Raw genomic sequence first — 20441 nt, forward strand, 5'->3', positions numbered from 1 at the left:
AGGCGGTGCGCGGGTTCTGGGGTTCGGACATGGCACAGCCACCGGGGCAAAGGACCTCGGAGGTGAGGCCGAGCACAGCCCGCCTCATCGCAGGCCTGACCAGCTCGGCACCGCTGGGTTTCGAGCGATCCCGACGCTCGGCCGCCACCGCGCGAGGTACGGCGATGCCTTCGGCAGGTCGTCGGTTCTGATGTCCGGTGCGGTCCCGGGGTCAAGCTCCTTCTTCCGCACCGACGTTTGGCTCCCCTCTCGCTCGCGCGGCCACCCTCGTGGCATCGGTCGTCTACTGCTGGTGCTGCCCACGCGCAGCCGCCGCCCGTAGCCATTCCGCTGTTCGCCCGCTGTCGGGCGGCGCGGGAGCGACGACACGCATGGTCGTCGGCGGGGCCTGCCGGACCGGCTCCAGATGGAGGCACTCGGTGCCCTCGGGCGGTGAGAGCGCGGCGAGACAGGGGCATTGCGCGGTGGCGAAGCCCGCGAACCGGTAGGCCACCTCCATCATCCGGTTGCGCTCCGTACGCCGGAAGTCGGCGACGAGGTGCACCCCGGCTCGCGCCGCGGCATCGGTGAGCCACCGCAGCAGCACTGTGCCCGCGCCGAAGGAGACGACCCGGCACGACGTCGCGAGCAGCTTGATGCGCCAGGCCCGCGCGGTCTTCTCGATCAGCATGACCCCGACCGCGCCGTGCGGTCCGAAGCGGTCGGACATCGAGACCACCCACACGTCGTGATGCTCGTCGGACAGCAGCGAACGCAGGACGGAGTCCGAGTAGTGCACACCGGTCGCGTTCATCTGGCTGGTCCGCAGGGTCAGCTCCTCGACCCGCGTGATCTCCTCGTCCCTGGCCTCCGCGATGTGCATCACCAGGTCGAGTGAGCGCAGGAAGTCCTCGTCGGCGCCCTGGAACCGCTCGCGCTGCTTGCCCCTTTCGAACCCGGCCTGGTACATCCGGCGGCGCCGGCGGGCATCGACGGTGACCACCGGAGGGCTGAACTCGGGCAGGGCGAGCAGTTCGCGGGCCTGCTCGGCCGGGTAGCACCGGACTTCCGGCAGGTGGTACTCGACCTCGGCGCGCTCGCTCGGCAGGTCGTCGATGAACGCGATCGTCCGCAGTGAGAAGTTCAGCCGCTCGGCGATCCTTCGCACCGACTGCGACTTCGGGCCCCAGTTGATGTGCGGCAGGACGAAGTACCCGGCCACGCCGAGCTTCTCAAGCCGGGTCCAGGCCTCGTCGTGGTCGTTGCGGCTCGCCACTGCCTGCAGCACCCCCCGCGCGTCGAGCCCCCTCACCACCTCGCGGACGGCGTCGTCGATCCCGACGTGACCGTCCTCGGTCAGCGTGCCGTCCCACAGTGTGTTGTCGAGATCCCAGATCAGACATTTCACGATCGGATGTGCTTCAGGCATGTCCGCTCCCGTCTCGTGCCCGTACGGCCTCTCAGTTCGCCGTCGAGGCAGCATGCTCGGCGAGGATCAACTGGCAGATCTCGTTGCTGCCCTCGATGACCTCCATCAACTTCGCGTCGCGGTAGGCCCGTTCCACCACGTGCCCGCCCGTCGCGCCGGCGGAGGCGAGCACCTGCATCGCCGACGCGGCGCCACGCGCGGCGTTCTGGGCCGCGACGTGCTTGGCGAGGACCGCCGCCTGTACCTGCTCCGGCGAACCACCGTCCCAGCTGCGGCCGGCTTCCTCACACGCGAACGTCGCCGTCCGCTCCGCGGTGTAGAGCTCGGCCAGGTGACGTGCGACGAGTTGGTGCCGCAGCAGGGGCTTTCCGAACTGCTCACGGCTTCCGGCGTGCCGGACGGCGGCCGTGAGACAGGCGCGCAGGATGCCGACGCATCCCCAGGCCACCGAAAGGCGGCCGTAGGTCAGGGCGATGGTGGTCAGCATGACGACCGGCTGGCCGGCCACCGCGAGCAGGTTCTTCGCGGGCAGCCGGACGTCGTCGAGCACCACGGAGGCGTGCCCGGCCGCGCGGCAGCCGAGCGGGGCGGCCACCCGTGTCACCCGGACACCGGGGGCCGACGCCGGCACCACGGCTACGGCGCCGCCGACGTCGTAGCGGCCGAACACCACGATCCAGTCGGCGTAGGCGGCGACGGTGATCCACGTCTTGGTGCCGTCGATGACGATCTCATCGCCGTCGCGCCGGATCTCGGTGGTCATCGCGGCGAGGTCGCTGCCGGCGCCCGGCTCGCTGAACGCCACCGCGGCCAGGTCCCCGCCGGTGAGGCGGCCGATGTACTCCGCGCGCTGCGTGTGGTCACCGAAGCGCTGGACCGCCCAAGCGGCCATCCCCTGGGAGGTCATCACACTGCGCAGCGAGCTGCACAGCGTACCGGTGTGCGCGGTGAGCTGCCCGTTGTCCATTCCGGACAGGCCGAGGCCGCCGAACTCGGGGGCCGCCTCGGCGCACAGCGCGCCCTTCGAGCCCAGTCCCCGCAGGACACCGATCGGGATCTCGCCCGAGACGTCCCACTCGCCCGCGGCGTCGGCGACCGTGTCGGTGACCAGTGCGGTCAGGGTCTCAAGCACCGGCGTCGCCGCCGCGTAGCCGGGTCACCAGGGAGCTCATGGAGCGCAGGGTACGGAAGTTGTCGAGCGCCAGGTCGGCGCCCTCCACTGTGACGCCGAACGTCCCCTCCACGAACACCACCAGCTCCATCGCGAAGAGCGAGGAGACCGTTCCGGAGGCGAACAGGTCCACCTCCGGCTCCCAGGTCGTCTTGGTCTTCGCCTTGAGAAACTCACCGATCCGCTGCTCGATGTCAGCGACCGATGACGTGATCGTCGAGTCCGTCATGAGTTGATCCCTCTCTCAGTTCACCTTGTTCTTCCGGGCCAGCGTGATCCCGTCCGCCATCACGAGCATCGACAGGTCGACCCTCTTGTCGCCGTGCAGCGAGGCGTTGAGCGCGCGGATGGCCATGGTGTCGGGATCGTCCGCTTCCGGATCCGCGACCCGTCCGACGTAGAGCGTGTTGTCGAGTACCACCAGGCCGCCGACCCGCAGATGGACCAGTGCCTGCTCGTAGTAGTGCGCGTAGCCGGTCTTGTCGGCGTCGATGAAGACCAGGTCGAAGGTCTCCGGCCCACGCTCGGTGAGCAGCTTCGACATGGTCTCCGCGCCGTCCCCGAGCCGCAGTTCGATCCGGTCGGCCACCCCGGCACGAGTCCAGTACCGGCTGGCGACCTTGGTCCAGCGCTCGCTGACGTCACAGGTGACGATCCGGCCGCCGGGCGGCAGCGCACGTGCCATGCACAGGGTGCTGTAGCCGGTGAACGTGCCTATCTCCAGCACCTGGTCGGCACCGGTGAGACCGACCAGCAGAGCGAGCATCTGCGCCTCTTCCGGCATGGTCACCATGGCGTTGAGCGCCGGCATGAGCGCCGTCTCGGCGATCAGGTCGCGCAGGATCTCGTCGTCGCGCAGGGAGACCGACCGCACATAGTCGAGCAGGCGCTCGGTGAGCTCCACCTGGCCGGCCATCAGGGGGCCCCGTACTCGTAGAAGCCGCGGCCGGTCTTGCGCCCGTGGTCGCCTTCCGCGACCTTGCGCCGGAGCAGCTCACTCGGGCGGCAGCCTTCGTCTCCGGTGCGCTCGTACAGCACCTCCAGGGAGTCGACGAGGTTGTCGATTCCGATCAGGTCGGCGGTCCGCAGCGGACCCGTTGGATGTCCGAGGCAGCCCTCCATCAGCGCGTCGACGTCCTCGACGGTGGCCCGGCCCTCCTCGACGACGTTGGCAGCGTCGTTGATCATGCGGTGCAGCACCCGGCTGGTGACGAAGCCGGGGCCGTCGCCGACCACGATCCCCTTCCTGCCCAGTGCGGACAGCAGGTCCCGCACGGCCGACATGGCCCGTTCACCCGTACGCGGTCCGCGAACGACCTCAAGCGTGCCGATCAGATAGGCCGGGTTCATGAAGTGAACGCCGACCAGGTCCGCGGGGGACGGGACCTGGCCGGCGAGCTCGTCGACCGGGATGGACGAGGTGTTGGTGATCCGCGGCGTTCCCGGCGCGAACACGGCCGCGATCTCCTTGTGCAGCTCGGCTTTCAGCTCGGCGTCCTCGGTGATCGCCTCGATCACCCAGGTCGCCTCCTCCGCCGACTCCGCCGCCGCCGCAGCGGAGTGGGCGATCCGCAGCTCACCGGTCGGTCCGCTCCGCGGCAGGGATCCCATCATGTACGCGAGCCGAAGCTCGTCCCGCACCCGCTCGCTTGCCTTGTCCAGCCGCGCCTGGTCCACGTCCACGAGCGTGACCGGCAGGCCTCGCCCGACGACGAGGGTGGCGATGCCGATGCCCATCACTCCCGCCCCGAACACGGCGGCAGACGGAGTTCCCATAATCACCCCAGCTTGCTTTCCGAAAGGCCCCGAAGGGAAGTCATGATGTGCCCGGCGACCAGTCTGGGTGTCGGGTGTCTCAGTACCAGGTTCGGCCTCATCTTGAGTTCGGTCATGGCGGCGAGGCGTTTGCTCAACTGCACCGCGAGCAGCGAGTCGAATCCCAGCTTGATGAACTCCTGATCGGGATCGACGGGCTCGTCGGAGGGTTGGCCGAGCACGGCGGCGACCTTCCTGAGGACGTGGTCAAGGACAAGTGCCGTCGCCTCGTCGTCGGGGAGACCGGAGATCATCTCCGGCAGGGGGACGGGGTCGTCATCATCCGTGGGCAGCTCTGCCAAGGGCGTCTGCGCCGCGCCCGCCTCAGGCGAGGAGTACAGCCAGTACCGCTGCCGCCGGAACGCGTACGTCGGCAGGTCAACCCGTCGGCGCGCCCCGAACAGGGCAGCCCAGTCCACGGCACCGCCCCGGACGTGCAACTGGGCCAGCGAGCCGACCACCGACTCCACCTCCCCCCGGTCCCGGCGCGCCGAGGACAGGACCACCGCGTCGGGCAGTTCCTCGACCATCTCCTGCACCGGGACGGCCAGAACGGGGTGCGGGCTCATCTCGATGAACACCCGGAAACCGTCGTCCACCAGCCGCCGGACGGAGGACTCGAAGAGGACCTTCTCGCGCAGGTTGTCGTACCAGTAGGTGCCGTTCAGCTCTGCCGTGTCGATTGCCTCGCCGCGCAGGGTCGAGTAGAAGGGCAGCGTCGACGTCTTGGGGCTCAGGCCGGACAGTGGTGCGATCACCCGGTCCCGGACCCGGCTCACCTGGTGTGAATGGGAGGCGTAGTCAACCGATATCCTCCGGGTCTGAACGCCTTCGACATTCATCTTCTCAAGGAATTCGTCGAGCGCGTCCGGCTCCCCGGAAACCACCACGGAGCGGGGACCGTTGACGACGGCGACGCTCAGCCGGTCGTTCCACGGAGCCAGACGTGCCGCCACGAGGTCCGCGGACGCCGCGACCGACGCCATCCCGCCATGGCCGACCAGGTCGACCAGAGCCTTGCTGCGAAGCGCCACCACCTTGGCGGCGTCACGCATCGACAGCGCGCCGCACACGTGGGCGGCGGCTATCTCGCCCTGGCTGTGTCCCACCACGGCGGCCGGTTCCACTCCCCAGGACCGCCACAGGGCGGCCATGGACACCATCACGGAGAACAGTGCCGGCTGAACGACGTCCAGCCGGTCCAGTGAGGGCGCCCCCTCCACGCCGCGCACCACGTCGAGCAGCGACCAGTCGACCCACTCGGCCAACGCGGTGGCGCACTCGTCGAGGCCGCGCGCGAAAACGGGGAAGGCGTCGTACAACTGCCGTCCCATGCCGACCCATTGCGACCCCTGCCCCGGGAACATGAAGACCACGCCACCGAGCTCCCCGGCGACACCACGTACCACCCCGGGGGGCTCCGAACCGTCGCTCAACGCCGTCAGACCGCTGAGCAGTTCGTCTCGGTCGCGGCCAAGGACCACCGCACGGTGGCCGAAGTCCGACCGGCTCGACACCAGTGACCAACCGACATCGGCGATGTCGGCGCCTGGATCGGCGGCGACGAAGTCGCGCAGCTTGTCCGCCTGCCGCCGCAAGGCCGCCGCCTTCCTGCCCGACACCGCCCACGGCACAAGGCCGCCGACGACGGCCGGGCCCGGACCGGGCTCGGCAGCCTGGTCATCCACCGGCGGTTCCTCTTCCAGGATCACGTGCGCGTTGGTGCCGCTGAATCCGAACGACGACACCCCGGCCCTCCGCGGGCCGTCCGCCCGGGGCCACTCACGCCCCTCCACCAGCAGTTCGACCGCACCGGATGACCAGTCAACGTGCCGTGACGGCTCGTCCACGTGCAAGGTCTTCGGCAGGAACCCGTTGCGGATGGCCATCACGGCCTTGATGACCCCGGCGACCCCGGCGGCGGCCTGGGCGTGGCCCATGTTCGACTTCAGGGACCCCAGCCAGAGGGGCCTGCCCTCGGCCCGGCCCTGCCCGTAGGTCGCCAGCAGGGCGTCCGCCTCGACCGGGTCCCCCAGCACGGTTCCGGTGCCGTGGGCTTCGACCAGGTCCACCTCGGAGGCCGGGACCCCCGCGTCCGCCAGCGCCCTGCGGATCACCTGCTGCTGGGCGCGGCCGCTGGGAGCGGTCAACCCGTTGCTGGCGCCGTCCTGGTTCACCGCGGAACCGCGGAGGACGGCGAGGACGGGGTGGCCGTCGCGGCGGGCGTCGGACAACCGCTCAAGGAGCAGCACGCCCACGCCCTCGGCCCAACCGGTCCCGTCGGCGGCGTTCGCGAAGGCCTTGCACCGGCCGTCGGCCGACAGGCCGCGCTGCCGGGAGAACGACACGAAGGCCGCGGGTGTCGACATCACCGCCGCCCCTCCCGCCAGCGCGAGGGAGCACTCCCCGGAACGCAGCGACTGGACCGCCAGGTGCGCGGCCACCAGCGACGACGAACACGCCGTGTCCACGGTCACCGCCGGGCCGGTCAGCCCCAGCTCGTAGGCCACCCGGCCGGAGGCGACGCTCAGCGCGCTCCCGAACGACAGGTGGCCCTCCAGTTCGTGCTGGCTCGCCTCCAGGAAGCGCAGCCCGTACTCGGGCGAGCTCACTCCTGAGAAGACACCGACGTCGGCCCCGCGCAGGTCGGCGGGAACGATGCCCGCGCGCTCGAACACCTCCCACGACGTCTCCAGCAACAGGCGCTGCTGGGGGTCGATCGCCAGCGCCTCTCGCGGGCTGATGCCGAAGAAGTCCGCGTCGAAATCCGCCACGTCCGCCAGGAAGCCTCCGTGCCGCACATACGAGCCGCCGAGGGTGTCGGGATCGTGGTCGAACACGTCCCGCCAGCCGCGGTCCTGCGGGAACTCCTCCACCAGGTCCAGACCGCCGCGGATCGCGTCCCACAGTTGCTCGGGCGACGACACGCCTCCGGGAAAGCGGCACGCCATGGCCACCACGGCGATCGGCTCGCCGCGCCGGGCCTTCAGGGCGTCGTTCTCCCGCCGGAGGCGGTCGCGCTCCTCCAGCAGCGTGCGCAGCGCCCGCTCGACCCGGTCCGCGCCGTCCGCCGCGGGCTCCGCGGAGTGGTCCATGTCAGTTGCCCTTCTCTTCCAGCGCCAGATCGACGAGCGCTTCCAGGTCCAGGTCCGCGAGTTCGTCCGCGCGACTGTCCGCGCCCGGCACCGGCTCACGGATCTCCGCGTCCTCGGCCAGGCCCCTGTCCCCTGTTGGACGCAGCAGGCCGGACAGGTGTCGGCCCAGCTCGCGGGGTGTGGGGTAGCTGAAGACGAGGGTGGAGGGCAGGCGCAGCCCGGTCGAGGAGGCCAGGCGGTTGCACAGCTCGACCGAGGTCAGAGAGTCGAATCCGAGGTGGGTGAACGCCTGGTCGGCGTCGACGGTCGCCTTGGTCGGGTGTCCGAGCACGATGGCGGTCTGCTCGCGGACCCAGTCGAGGACGGCTGCCTCCGCCTCCCCGTCCGGCAGGGTGGCCAGCCTGGAGGACAGTTCGAGGGGACCGCCGGTCGTGCCCGTCCGGTTCCGGGTCGGACGTCCGGCGTCCACGAGGTCGCGCAGGAGGAGCGGCAGCTGGTCGCCGGTCCTGCTCCGCAGCGCGGAGAGGTCGAGCCCGGCTGGGATGAGCACGGGCTTGTTGATCGCGCATGCCGAGTCGAACAGGGCCAGCGCATCGGATGTCGGCATCGCGGCGACGCCCAGCCGCCGGATCCGCGAGAGCTCGGCCTGGTCCAAGTCCGCGGTCATGCCGCCGTGCTGTTCCCACCAGCCCCAGCAGAGCGACGTGCCGACCAGGCCGGATGCCCTGCGCTGGGCCGCCAGGCCGTCCAGGAACCCGTTCGCCGCGGCGTAGTTCGCCTGTCCCGCGCCGCCGAGCGTGCCAGCGAGCGCGGAGAACAGGATGAACGCCGACAGGTTGTGCTCCCGGGTCAGCTCGTGCAGGTTGACCGCACCGCCGACCTTGGCGCGCAGCACATGGTCGAGGCTCTCCGCGGTCAGCGACTCGACCATGCCGTCCGCCAGTACACCCGCCGCGTGCACGACTGCCGTCAGCGGGTACCCGCGGGGCATGTCCGCGAGCAGCTCCGCCACGGCGGCCCGGTCGGCGACGTCACAGGCCACGACCTTGACAGCGGCACCCTCCGCCTCCAGGTCCGAGGCCAGCTCAAAAGCCCCGTCGGCGGCCATTCCCCGGCGGCTCGCCAGCACCAGACTCCGCACCCCGTGTTCGGCGACGAGGTGCCGCGCCAACCGCGCGCCCACTCCCCCGGTCCCGCCTGTGACCAGCACGGTCCCACCACCGAAGCGCCCGCCCACCTCAAGGACCAGCTTGCCGACGTGATGGCCCCGGCTCATCTCACGGAACGCCCTGCGTGCGTCGCGGACGTCCCGGACCGATATCGGGTTCAGCTGCACCCGTCCGTCGGCGAACAGCTCCATCAGGGCGCGGAACATCTCGTGGAGCGCGTCCGGGCCCGCCTCGTAGAGGTCGAAGGCCTGGTAGTCGACTCCGGGGTGATCGGCCGCCACCTGACGGGGGTCGCGGATGTCCGTCTTTCCCATCTCGATGAAGTTCCCGCCCTTGGCGAGCAGCCTCAGCGAGGCGTCGACGAAGGCGTGCGCGAGGGAGTTCAGAACGACGTCCACACCGCGGCCGCCCGAGGATTCCAGGAACTTGTCCGCGAACTCCAGGTCCCGTGACGATGCCAGGTGTTCGTCGTCCAGCCCCAGGCCTCGCAGGACGGGCCACTTGGCGGGGCTCGCGGTCGCGTAGATCTCGGCGCCGACGTGCTTTGCCAGTTGAACGGCGGCCATCCCGACGCCGCTCGCCGCGGCGTGGATGAGGATGCGTTGCCCCCTCTCCAGCCTCATCGCCTGGAAGAGCGCGTAGTAGGCGGTGAGGAAGGTGCTCGGCACGGACGCCGCCTCGATGTGGCTCCACCCGTCGGGGACGGGCAGCAGCATGCGGTGATCCGCCACGGCCACACGGCCGAAGGCACCGGTGAACGCGCCCATCACCCGGTCGCCTGGTGAAAGCCCGGTGACGTCGTCCGCGACCTCCAGGACCGTTCCGGCGCCCTCACTGCCGATCCCGGCGTCGAAGGCCGTTCTGTCCACAAGGCCGAGGGCGATCGTGACGTCCCGGAAGTTGAGGCCCGCGGCGTGTACGGCGAGGCGAACCTGTCCGCTCGTCAGGGGCTCTTCCACCTCGGGGCAGGGAACCCAGGTCAGGTTCTCCAGGGTCCCCCTGCTCGGGATGCCCAGTTGGTGGGCGCCGGCCGTCGGTGGTTCGATCTGGTGGTCCGCGGGTGCGGCCGGGGCCATCCGGGGGGTGAGGTGCGCGCCGCCGCGCAGGGCCAGTTGGTCTTCACCGGCGGCCAGCGCGTCCGGGAGGCGGGCGAGGGATGTCGCCTCGTCGTCGATGTCCACCAGCCGGAACCTGCCGGGGTGCTCTGTCTGGGCGGACCGGATCAAGCCCCATACGGACGCGCCGGTGAGGCTCTCGACGCTCTCCCCCTGTCCGGTGTCGAGGGCCAGGCGGGTGAGGACCACCAGCGTGGATCCGGCAAGTCGCTCCTCGGCGAGGAACCGTTGGACCAAGGCCAGCACGCGTTTGTCCGCGCTGGCGACCTCGGCGAACGGGTCGGGGTCGGCGGTGGCCAAGTCGTCCAGGCACAGGACGATGTGCCGGGGTGCCGTGCCGGTGAGGGCCTCGTCCAAGGTCGCGTAGAGCGGGACGTTCTCGTCACCTGCCCCGGAGAGCCGGGAGGCCAGGCCGTTCCTCGCACCGAGAACGCCCCACCGCTCGCGGCGGGTTTCCCGCTTGCTCCCCTCGGGCGGTCGCCATTGCAGCTCGAACAGCGATGGCTCGTGCCCGCCTCGCGTCGAGCGCAGTTGCTCGGCACTCGCCGGTCGGAACGTCAGCGCCGCGACATGAGCGACTTCGCGGCCGTGCTCGTCGGCGATCGCCACGGACACGACGCCTGCGCCCACCGGGGTGATCCGGGCCTTCACGCTCGGGCCGCACTCCCCCGTCAGGTCCACCCCGGACCACGAGAAGGGCATCCAGCCCTGGCCGCCTTCCGCGTCGATGACGCCGCTGACCGCCACCGCGTGCAGCATCGAGTCGATCAGCGCCGGATGCAGGGCGAACCCGCCGCCGGCCGAAGCGTCGTCGATGGTCGGCAGCGTGGCCAGCGCGTAGATCTCGTCACCGTGCCGCCACGCCTCGCGCAGCCCGCGGAAGGTCGGACCGTAGTCGAACCCGTCGTCCGCGAGGGAATCGTAGAGACCGTCGATGTCGAGTCGCCTTGCCCCGTCCGGGGGCCATATCGCAAGTGATCGCGCGTCATCGGCCCGTACGGGCGCCCGCGGTGCGCTCGGCGACAGACTCCCCGTCGCGTGCCGGGTCCAGCCGCCCACCGTCCGGCCGTCCTCGCCGGGACGCGCATACACCTCCAGGGAGCGGTGTCCCGTCTCGTCCGCCGCACCGACGACGATCCGCACCTGCACGTCGCCCGAGTCAGGAAGGATCAGGGGAACGGCAAGGGAGAGTTCCTCGACCGCGCCGCACCCGACGCAGTCGCCCACCCACAGCGCCAGGTCAAGGTAGGCCGTGGCCGGTACGACGACCGCGCCGAACACGGCGTGATCGGCCAGCCAGCCATGGGTCCGCAGTGACCACAGGTCCGTGAACACCACCACGTCGGTGCCGGGGTGGTCCACCATGGCGCCCAGCAACGGGTGCCGCGCGGCCGAAAGACCGGCCGAGGCCACGTCCGCCGCGAGCGTCCCCGCCGGGGCGTCCAGCCAGTACCGCTCTCCCCGGAACGCGTACGTCGGAAGTTCCACCCGCCGGTGCGCCCCGAGCAGGGCGTCCCAGTCCACGGTCCCGCCCCTGACGTGCAGCTGAGCCAGCGAGCCGACCAGTGCCTCCACCGCCCCGCGGTCCCGCCGCGACGACGACAGGACCACCGCGTCGTCCACGCCCACACTGGCGAAGGCCTCCATGGTGATGCTCGCGAGCGTCGATCCCGGACCCACTTCGAGGAAGACGTGCGCCCCGGCCGCACGGGCGGACTCCAGCGCGGCGAAGAAGCGGACGGGTTCGCGGACGTGGTCCATCCAGTGCTCCACGGAGGTCAGCTCCGCGAGCGTGGCCTCACGGCCCAGGCTGGTCGAGACGACCGGGATCGCCATCTCGCCTGCGGGCAGTTCGCCGATCGATGCCGCGAACTCGTCCAGGATCGGGTCCATGAGCGGGGAGTGGAAGGCGTGGTCGACCTCAAGCAGCTTCGCCGACGTGCCGTCGGCGACGAGCCGTTCCCTGATCGCGACGACCTCGTCACGAAGGCCCGAGACCACCACCGACCCGGGGCCGTTGACGGCGGCGAGGCCGACGCGCTCGTACTGACCGAGCAGCGCGCGCACCTCGTCTTCCGAGGCGCGCACCGCCAGCATGGCGCCCCGCTCGTCGATGGTCTGCATGATCCGCCCGCGAGCGGACACGAGCCTGGTGGCGGAGTCCAGGTCGATGACTCCGGACACATGGGAGGCCGCGATCTCGCCGACTGAGTGACCGATCAGATAGTCCGGCTGCGGACAGTACCGCGTCACCAGCCGGTACAGGCCGACCTGTAGGGCGAACAACGCCGGCTGTGCGATGTCGGTTCGCTCGCGTTCCACGGGGTCATCGGCGAACAGCAGGGGCTTCAGTTCGAAGGGGAGATGTGCGTCGAAGCGTTCGCAGGTCTCGTCGAGGCTCTGGGCGAAGACGGGGAAGACGTCGTACAACTGCCGTGCCAGGCCGCCCCACCGCGGTCCCTGCCCCGGGAACATGAAGACGGTGTCACCGAGCTTCGCAGCGACACCACGCACCACCCCGGCGGACTCCGCGCCGTCGCTCAACGACGCCAGACCGCTCAGCAGTTCGTCCCGGTCACGCCCCAGCACCACCGCGCGGTGTTCGAGCCGCGCCCGGCTCGACACCAGCGCCCCACCGACATCGGCGATGTCCAAGCCCCCGTGGGCGGCGAAGTCGCCCAGTTTCGCCGCCTGCGCGCGCAGCGCCTGCTCCGACCGCGCCGACACGACCCACGGCACAAGACGGCCGGGCTGGTCGGGTACCTGATCCGCGGTGGCGGGCACCGTCTTCTCCTCGGGTGCCTCCTCCAGGATCAGGTGCGCGTTGGTGCCGCTCACGCCGAACGACGACACCCCGGCCCGTCGCCGTCGGCCGCCGGTCTCCGGCCACGGCCGGGCCTGAGCGAGCAGCTTCACCGCGCCCGCCGACCAGTTCACGTGCGGTGTCGGCGCGTCCGTGTGCAGCGTCCTCGGCAGGGTGCCATGCCGCATGGCCATGACCATCTTGATGACACCCGCCACGCCCGCCGCGCACTGCGAGTGGCCGATGTTCGACTTGATCGCCCCCACCCACAGCGGTCTGTCGTGAGGACGGTCCTGGCCGTAGGTGGCAAGGAGTGCCTGCGCCTCGATCGGATCACCCAGCGTGGTCCCGGTGCCGTGTGCCTCGACCACGTCGACCTCGTCAGGTCTCAGGCGGGCGTTGGCCAGTGCCTGGCGGATGACGCGCTGCTGGGAGGGGCCGTTGGGAGCGGTCAGGCCGTTGCTTGCGCCGTCCTGGTTGACGGCCGAGCCACGCACGACCGCCAACACCTGGTGGCCGTTGCGCCGCGCGTCGGAGAGGCGTTCCAGCAGCAGCAAGCCCACGCCCTCGCCCCAGCTGGTGCCATCGGCGGCGGAGGCGAACGGCTTGCACCGACCGTTTGGGGCCAGCCCGCGCTGACGGCTGAACTCGATGAAAACGCCGGGCTTCGCCATCACCGTCACGCCGCCCGCCAAGGCCAGTGAGCACTCGCCGTTGCGCAGCGCCTGGGCTGCCATGTGCAGTGTCACCAGCGACGACGAGCACGCCGTGTCAATCGTGACGGCCGGCCCCTCCAGACCCCACACATAGGAGATGCGTCCGGAGGCGACCGCGGTCGAGGTGCCCGTCCCCAGGTAGCCCTCAAGCGCTTGTGGCGCCTCGTGCAGCGGCACCCCGTAGTCCTGGTGCGCGATTCCCACGAAGACGCCCGTACGGCTGCCGCGCAGCGTCGTCGGATCGATGCCCGCCCGCTCGATCACCTCCCACGACGTCTCCAGCAGGAGACGCTGCTGCGGGTCGAGCGCCGTCGCCTCGCGTGGACTGATCTCGAAGAAGCCCGGGTCGAACTCGTCAGCGTCGTACAGGAAGCCGCCCTCGCGCACATACGACTTGCCGTGGGTGCCCGGCTCCGGCGCGTACAGCTCGTCGACATCCCAGCCGCGGTTCCGCGGGAAGTCGGAGATGGCGTCCCGCTCGGCGGCGAGCAGATCCCACAGGTCCTCCGGCGAGCGCACGCCGCCCGGATAGCGGCAGCTCATGCCGACGATGGCGACCGGCTCGCGCGAAGCCGCGGCCAGCTCGGCGTTCACACGGCGCAGGCGTTCGGTCTCCTTGAGGGATGCTCGCAACGCCTCGACGACAGCATCGTTCGACTCGGCCATCATGACCTCCAGGTCTCGTCGGGAACGTCGTTGTTCATCGCCCTGCGCACCAGGTCGTCCACGCCCATCTCGTCCAGCGACGGTCCGTCGCCGTTTTCCGACACACCCGCGCCGCTCGCTGCGGAACCGTCGGCCGCCGGGCGGCCGGCCAGGTTCAGCAACGACTCAAGAAGACCCGCCTCGCGCAGCTTCGCCGGCGGGATCGACAGCACCAGTTCCCGCACCTCGGCGTCGTCCACGTCCACCGCCACCCCGCCGGGGGCACCGTCGTCCCCGCCGCCGGCCGTCCGGTCCGGGAACAGCCCCGCCCGCAGGTAGCGCGCCGCTGCGACCGGCGTCGGATAGTCGAACAGCAGTGTGACGGGTAGCTGCAATCCGGTCGCGCGCCGCAGTCGGTTCCGCAGCTCCACGGAGGTCAGCGAGTCGAAACCAACCAGGCTGAACGCCCGCTCGGCACCGATCTCGTCCGGGCCGTTCAACCCCAGGACCGCCGCGGCGTGCGCGCGGACCGTCCCCAGCAGGACGTCGTCCACCTTGCGCCTCGGCAACTCCCTCAGTTGGGCCACCAGGTCGCCCTCCGATGCCCCGCCGGCGTGACCGTCCACAGAGCGCTCCGTTGTGAGCACGGCGGTGTCGGGGAGATCGGCGATCAGTCGGCTGGGGCGGGCCGCGGTGTAGGCGGGCGCGAAGTCCTCCCACTCCACCTGAGCCACCATCACCTGTGTCTCCTCCTGGGCCAGGGAGGCGGCCAGCGCCGCCACCGCCGTCTCGGGCGCCATCGGCGGCAGCCCCCTCCGGCGCAGGCGTTGGTCCACCTCGCCGGTCACCAGGCCGCCACCGCCCCACGACCCCCAGGCCACGGCGGTCGCGGGCAGCCCGGTCGCCCGCCGCGCCTGGGCCAGCGCGTCGAGGAAGGCGTTCGCCGCGGCGTACCCGCCCTGCCCTCCGTTGCCCAGAACGCCGACGGCCGAGGAGAACAGCACGAACGCCTCAAGGTCCAGATCGGCGGTGAGCTCGTGCAGCGCCGTGGCGGCGGCCACCTTGGGCCGCAGCACCCGCTCAAGGCGTTCCTCCGTGAGGGACTCCACCAACCCGTCCGCGAGCGCTCCAGCGCCGTGGAACACCGCGGTCAGCGGGTGCTCCCGCGGAACCGACGCCAGCAGCTCCCGCAGCGCGTCCCGGTCAGCGACATCGACCGCGGCCACGGTCACGCGCGACCCGAGCGCCGTCAGCTCCGCCGCCAGCTCCGCGATGCCGGGCGTGTCCTTGCCGCGCCTGCCGACCAGCAGAAGGTGCGGCGCTCCGGCCCGTGCCAGCCAGCGGCAGACATGCGATCCGACCGCGCCCGCACCGCCCGTCATCAGCACCGTGCCCCGCGGACGCCAGTCCGGCGCCGGCGTGTCACCCAGCGGTGCCCGCGCAAGGCGTCGGCCGAACGCTCCCGAGGTGCGCACCGCCACCTGGTCCTCGCCGTGGCCTTGGCCCGCGCCGTCCGCTCCTTCGACATCGGCGAGGACCGCGCACAGCAGGTCCGCGGCACGCCCCTCAAGGCGGGCTGGTACGTCCACGAGCCCGCCCCACCGCTCCGGCCGCTCCAGCGCCACCACCTGGCCCAGGCCCCAGATCTGGGCCTGTAGCGGGTTGACGACGGCGTCGGCGTTCCCCGTGGACACCGCCTCGCGCGTCAGGCACCACAGCCGGGCTTCGACACCCGCGTCGTCCAGCGCCCGCACCAGGGCGACAGTGCCCGCGAGGCCAGCGGAGACAGGCTCGTGCGCGGCCTCCAGGCCGTCGTCCACGAGCGCGGCGAGGGACAGCACTCCGGTGAGGCGGACCGGGGCCTCACCCGCGGCAACCATGGCGGCGAGCCGCCGGCCGAGCGCGCCGCGCTCCCGCAGATCGTCCGGCGCGACATCCCATCGGACCACCTGGGCACGGCGCCGCCGCAGCGCGTCGAGCACCGTCCGCACCGCGGGGTCTGCGGCGGCCGCCTCGGGAACGACCACCAGCCAGGCGCTCCCGTCCAGTTTCGGGGTCGTCCCGGTCCCGATGCCGGGCAGCGGCTTCCACGTCGTGCGGTAGCGCCAGCCCTCCATGAGGGACCGGTTCAGCTGGCGCCGCCGCCATGACGACATGGCGGTGAGCACGGCCCGAAGCGCTGAGTCGACGGCGTCGCGCTCACTCTCCGCGTCGCCGAGGCCCAGGGTGTCGATCACCGCGTCCAGGTCCTCCCGCTCGACCGCGTCCCAGAACTCGGCCTCGGCGGGCCCCTCGGAGCCGCCGGTCGCGCGGCCGATGTCGGCTTGGTCGGCGTCCAACAGCCAGTAGTGCTGGTGTTGGAAGGGGTAGGTGGGCAGGTCGAGATGGGTGGGCCGGGCCGCGGGATAGAAGCCCGGCCAGTTGACGGTGGTGTGGGTGTGGGTGGTGGCCAGGGAGGTCAGCACCCGCTGCCAGGTGTCGTCATCGCGGCGCAGGGTCCCGGTGACGGCGACCTCGACCGTGCTGGCGTGGTCTTCGGTGGTCTCCTGCACCGCGCTGGTGAGGACGGGGTGGGGGCTGGCCTCGACGAACAGGGTGTGGCCGTCGTCCAGCAGGGAGCGGGTGGCGGTCTGGAAGTCGACGGTGGTGGCCAGGTTGTCATACCAGTACTGGGCGTTCATCACCGTGGTGTCGGGCATCGGCCCGCCGAGGTGTCCGGCGACGGTGGAGTAGAACGCGACGGTGGCCGGTCGGGGCTCGATCGGCGCCAGGAGCCCAAGGAGTTCGTCACGAAGGGCCTCCACTTGCGAGGAGTGGGCGGCGAAGTCCACTCCCGGCAGCTCCCAGCGCATCATTCGAGCCTCGGAGAGCGCGGCATTGAACTCGGCCATCGCGGTCACGGAGCCCGACACCGTGACGGTGGCCGGGCCGTTCACCGCGGCAAGCGACAGGCTGCCGTCCCCGTCGGCCAGCATCGCCCGCACCCGGTCCTCGGGGGCCAGCACGGTGAGCATCCTGCCGAGGCCACGGATCTGCATCAGGGCCCGACTGCGCAGTGCGACGAGCCGCGCCGCGTCCTCCAGTGAGAGCACGCCGGCGATATGGGCGGCGGCGATCTCGCCCTGGGAGTGACCTACCACCGCATCCGGCATCACGCCCAGGTGCTCCCACAGCCGCGCCAGGGAGATCATCATCGCCCACAGGGCAGGCTGGACCACGTCGACGCGGTCCAGGCCGGGTGCACCGGGCACCTGGGTGAGGACATCGATCAGATTCCAGTCGGTGAACGGCTCCAACGCCGCGGCACAAGCGGTGACATGTTCCGCGAACACCGGCGAGGAACGCATCAGCTCCACGCCCATCCCCAGCCACTGCGACCCCTGCCCAGGAAAGACCAACACCGTCCTACCCGGCCCAGCCGCCGCCGTGCCGGTCACCACCCGGGCAGAGGGCTCACCAGCGGCCAGCGCGGTCAGCCCACCCCGGAAGTCTTCCGGCTCCCGGCCGATCACCACCGCCCGATGATCGAACACCGAACGACCCGCAACCAATGCATGACCCACCACACTGGGCGACACATCGGGGAAACGGTCAAGGTGATCCAGCAGCCGCCGCGCCTGCTCCCCCAACGCGGCCTGCGACTTCGCCGACACCAACCACGGCACCGTCCCATCCGTCACCACCACAGGCCCCGGCACATCCCCGTCCGTGGCGTTCTCGACCTCCGGCCCCTGCTCCACAATCACATGCGCATTGGTGCCACTGATACCGAACGAGGAGATCCCGGCACGGCGGGGACGCCCCGTGTCCGGCCAGGACCGCTGCTCGGTCAGCAGCTCAACCGCGCCCGCTGTCCAGTCCACGTGCGAGGACGGCTCATCCACATGCAGCGTCTTGGGCAGTTGGCCATGCCGCATGGCCATGATCATCTTGATGAGACCGCCCACGCCCGACGCGGCCTGGGTGTGGCCGATGTTGGACTTCAGCGAGCCCAGCCACAACGGTCGATCCTCCGAACGGTCCTGCCCGTAGGTCGCAAGGAGTGCCTGCGCCTCGATCGGGTCACCCAAGGTGGTCCCGGTCCCATGCCCCTCGACCGCATCGACCTCGTCCGGCGTCAGGTGCGCATTGGCCAGCGCCTGCCGGATCACCCGCTCCTGCGACGGACCGTTCGGCGCCGTCAACCCATTGGACGCACCATCCTGATTGACCGCACTGCCCCGTACGACCGCCAGCACCTGGTGGCCGTTACGTTGCGCGTCGGAGAGGCGTTCCAGCAGCAGCAGTCCGACCCCTTCACCCCAACCAGCGCCGTCGGCGGCGGAGGCGAAGGACTTGCATCGCCCATCTGCTGACAGGCCGCGCTGTCGGCTGATCTCGGTGAAGAGATCAGGCGTTGCCATAACGGTGACGCCGCCGGCCAGGGCCAGGGAGCACTCACCGTTACGGAGGGCCTGCGCGGCCAGGTGGATGGCCACCAGAGAGGAGGAGCAGGCGGTGTCGACCGTCACTGCCGGCCCCTCGAACCCGAAGGTGTAAGCGACACGGCCGGAGGCGACGCTGCCCGCGCTGCCGTTGCCCATGTAGCCCTCCAACTCTTCGGGGACGGAGCTGAGTCGGCTGCGGTAGTCGCCGTACATGACACCGGCGAAGACACCGGTGGGGGTGGTGTGGAGGGTTGCGGGGTCGATGCCGGCGCGTTCGATGGTCTCCCAGGCCACCTCAAGCAGGAGGCGTTGCTGGGGGTCCATGGCGAGGGCTTCGCGGGGGCTGATGCCGAAGAAGGCGGGGTCAAAGGCGTCGGCGTCGTAGAGGAACGCGCCGTGACGCGTGGAGGACCTGCCCGGCTTTCCCGGCTCGGGGTCGTACAGCGTCTCGACATCCCAGCCGCGAGTGGCCGGAAACTCCGCGACGGCATCGGTCTCGCTCGCCACCAGGGTCCACAGGTCGTCGGCGGAGTGCACGCCGCCCGGGTAGCGGCAGCCGACGGCAACGATGGCGATGGGCTCGTCGGCGGCGACAGCGGCCGGGACGATGGCGGGGGCGAGGTGGGCGGGGGCGAGGGTTGCGAGGAGGTGGGCAGCCAGGCGGTGCGGGGTGGGGTGGTCGAAGATGAGGGTCGCGGGAAGGCGGAGGCCGGTGGCGGCGTTGAGGCGGTTGCGAAGCTCGACAGCGGTCAGCGAGTCGAGCCCAAGGTCCCTGAACGCCTGGTCGGTGTTGATGGCGTCAGGCGTGGCGTGGCCCAGGACGAAGGCGACGTGGGTGCGGATGAGGGTGGTGAGCGTGTCCTCGGCCTCCTCGGAGGAGATGTGGGCCAGGCGATCGCGGAGGGCGGCGGAGGCGGTCGCCGTGGTGGCCGCGGCGGCCTTCCGGACGCGAACGCGCCCGAGACCTTGGAGGACGGTGGGAAGGGTGCCGCTCTCCCGCTGGGAACGGAGCCGGGCCGGGACGATCTTGGCAGGGACCAGGCAGGCGGTGGGCGTGACACGGGCGGCCTCGAACAGCGCCAACCCCTCCTCCGCCGTGATGGAGTCGATCCCCAGACGAGCCAAACGGGTCAACTGCGCGTCGTCCAGGTGGCCGGTCATGCCGCTGCGGTCGGACCACATTCCCCAAGCCAGGGAGGTGGCGGGCAGGCCCTCAGTGTGACGGTGCTGGGCGAGCGCGTCGAGGAAGACGTTCGCCGCGGCGTAGTTGCCTTGGCCGGCGTTGCCCAGAACGCCCGCCATGGAGGAGAAGAGAACGAACTCGTCAAGGTGCATCTCACGAGTGAGTTGGTGCAGATGCCAAGCAGCATCGACCTTGGGGCGGAACACGCTGTCGACGCGCTCCGCCGTCAGCGAAGTGACGATGCCGTCGTCGATGACGCCCGCGGCGTGCACGACGGCGGTGAGGGGGTGTTCGTCGGGGATGGCCGCGAGAAGCGCGGCGAGGGCGTCGCGGTCGGCGGTGTCGCAGGCGGCGATGGTGACCTGAACGCCCAACTCGGCTAGTTCCGCGGCGAGTTCGGGCGCGCCCGGAGCCTCCAGGCCGCGTCGACTGACCAGCAGCAGATGACGGGCCTGCCGAGCCACCGCGTAATGGCGGGCGAACAGGGAACCCAGCGTCCCGGTGCCCCCGGTGATCAGGACCGTGCCGCGCACCGCTGACTCCGACGCGACGGTGTCGTCCCGCGGGATCTCCCGCACGAGCCGGGGTACGTACAGCGGCTGCTCGTCACCGCCCCGAAGGGCCACCTGCGGCTCGCCGCTGCCCAAGGCCGCACGGAACGACTGAGGGGAGACCAGGTTCTCGTCCTCCATGTCGATCACGGTGAAGCGATCCGGGTTCTCGCTCTGAGCCGTACGGATCAGACCCCAGGCGGCGGCGCCCGCGAGGCTGGGCGACTCGGTGCCGTCGTGAACCACGACGGCTCGCCTGGTGACCATGACCAGTTTGCTGTCGGTCAGTCGTTCGTCGGCCAGCCATGCCTGGATCATGTCCAGGGCGTAGTGCACCGTGTCG

Annotated in this window: 8 protein-coding genes; all 8 read right to left on the reverse strand. The window is 70.9% G+C overall.

The window, feature by feature from the left end; translation table 11 throughout:
- Positions 1–283: 283 nt before the first annotated feature.
- Positions 284–1408, reverse strand: a complete 1125-nt coding sequence (locus NBG84_RS16870; RefSeq protein ID WP_250920282.1) for an HAD-IIIC family phosphatase — start codon at positions 1406–1408, stop codon at positions 284–286.
- 31 nt (positions 1409–1439) lie between these two features.
- Positions 1440–2540 carry an acyl-CoA dehydrogenase family protein gene (locus tag NBG84_RS16875; RefSeq protein ID WP_250920283.1) on the reverse strand — a complete coding sequence of 367 codons (1101 nt, stop codon included), beginning with the start codon at positions 2538–2540 and terminating at the stop codon, positions 1440–1442.
- The gene (locus tag NBG84_RS16880; RefSeq protein ID WP_250920284.1) at positions 2533–2808 is read right to left on the reverse strand and encodes an acyl carrier protein; all 276 of its coding nucleotides are present in this window, start codon (positions 2806–2808) and stop codon (positions 2533–2535) included. The genes NBG84_RS16875 and NBG84_RS16880 overlap by 8 nt, the downstream gene beginning before the upstream one ends.
- Before the next feature lie 15 nt (positions 2809–2823).
- Entirely contained in the window at positions 2824–3495 is a 672-nt protein-coding gene (locus tag NBG84_RS16885) for an O-methyltransferase (protein ID WP_250920285.1), read from the reverse strand.
- Entirely contained in the window at positions 3495–4355 is an 861-nt protein-coding gene (locus tag NBG84_RS16890) for a 3-hydroxyacyl-CoA dehydrogenase family protein (RefSeq protein ID WP_250920286.1), read from the reverse strand. The genes NBG84_RS16885 and NBG84_RS16890 overlap by 1 nt, the downstream gene beginning before the upstream one ends.
- A 2-nt stretch (positions 4356–4357) precedes the next feature.
- Entirely contained in the window at positions 4358–7489 is a 3132-nt protein-coding gene (locus tag NBG84_RS16895) for a type I polyketide synthase (protein WP_250920287.1), read from the reverse strand.
- Between the two features lies 1 nt (position 7490).
- On the reverse strand, positions 7491–13925 hold the full coding sequence (locus tag NBG84_RS16900) for a type I polyketide synthase (protein WP_425608651.1): 6435 nt from the start codon (positions 13923–13925) through the stop codon (positions 7491–7493).
- A gap of 32 nt (positions 13926–13957) precedes the next feature.
- Positions 13958–20441, reverse strand: a 6484-nt coding sequence (locus tag NBG84_RS16905) for a type I polyketide synthase (RefSeq protein ID WP_425608647.1), incomplete at its 5' end; no start/stop codon positions are given.

The organism is Streptomyces albipurpureus (assembly GCF_023701525.1).
Taxonomy (GTDB): Bacteria; Actinomycetota; Actinomycetes; order Streptomycetales; family Streptomycetaceae; genus Streptomyces; species Streptomyces albipurpureus.

Coding starts and splice junctions, on each gene's coding strand:
- NBG84_RS16895 (WP_250920287.1), bottom strand. CDS start 7,489: ATGGACCACTCCGCGGAGCCCGCGGCGGACGGCGCGGACCGGGTCGAG.
- NBG84_RS16885 (WP_250920285.1), bottom strand. CDS start 3,495: ATGGCCGGCCAGGTGGAGCTCACCGAGCGCCTGCTCGACTATGTGCGG.
- NBG84_RS16870 (WP_250920282.1), bottom strand. CDS start 1,408: ATGCCTGAAGCACATCCGATCGTGAAATGTCTGATCTGGGATCTCGAC.
- NBG84_RS16880 (WP_250920284.1), bottom strand. CDS start 2,808: ATGACGGACTCGACGATCACGTCATCGGTCGCTGACATCGAGCAGCGG.
- NBG84_RS16890 (WP_250920286.1), bottom strand. CDS start 4,355: ATGGGAACTCCGTCTGCCGCCGTGTTCGGGGCGGGAGTGATGGGCATC.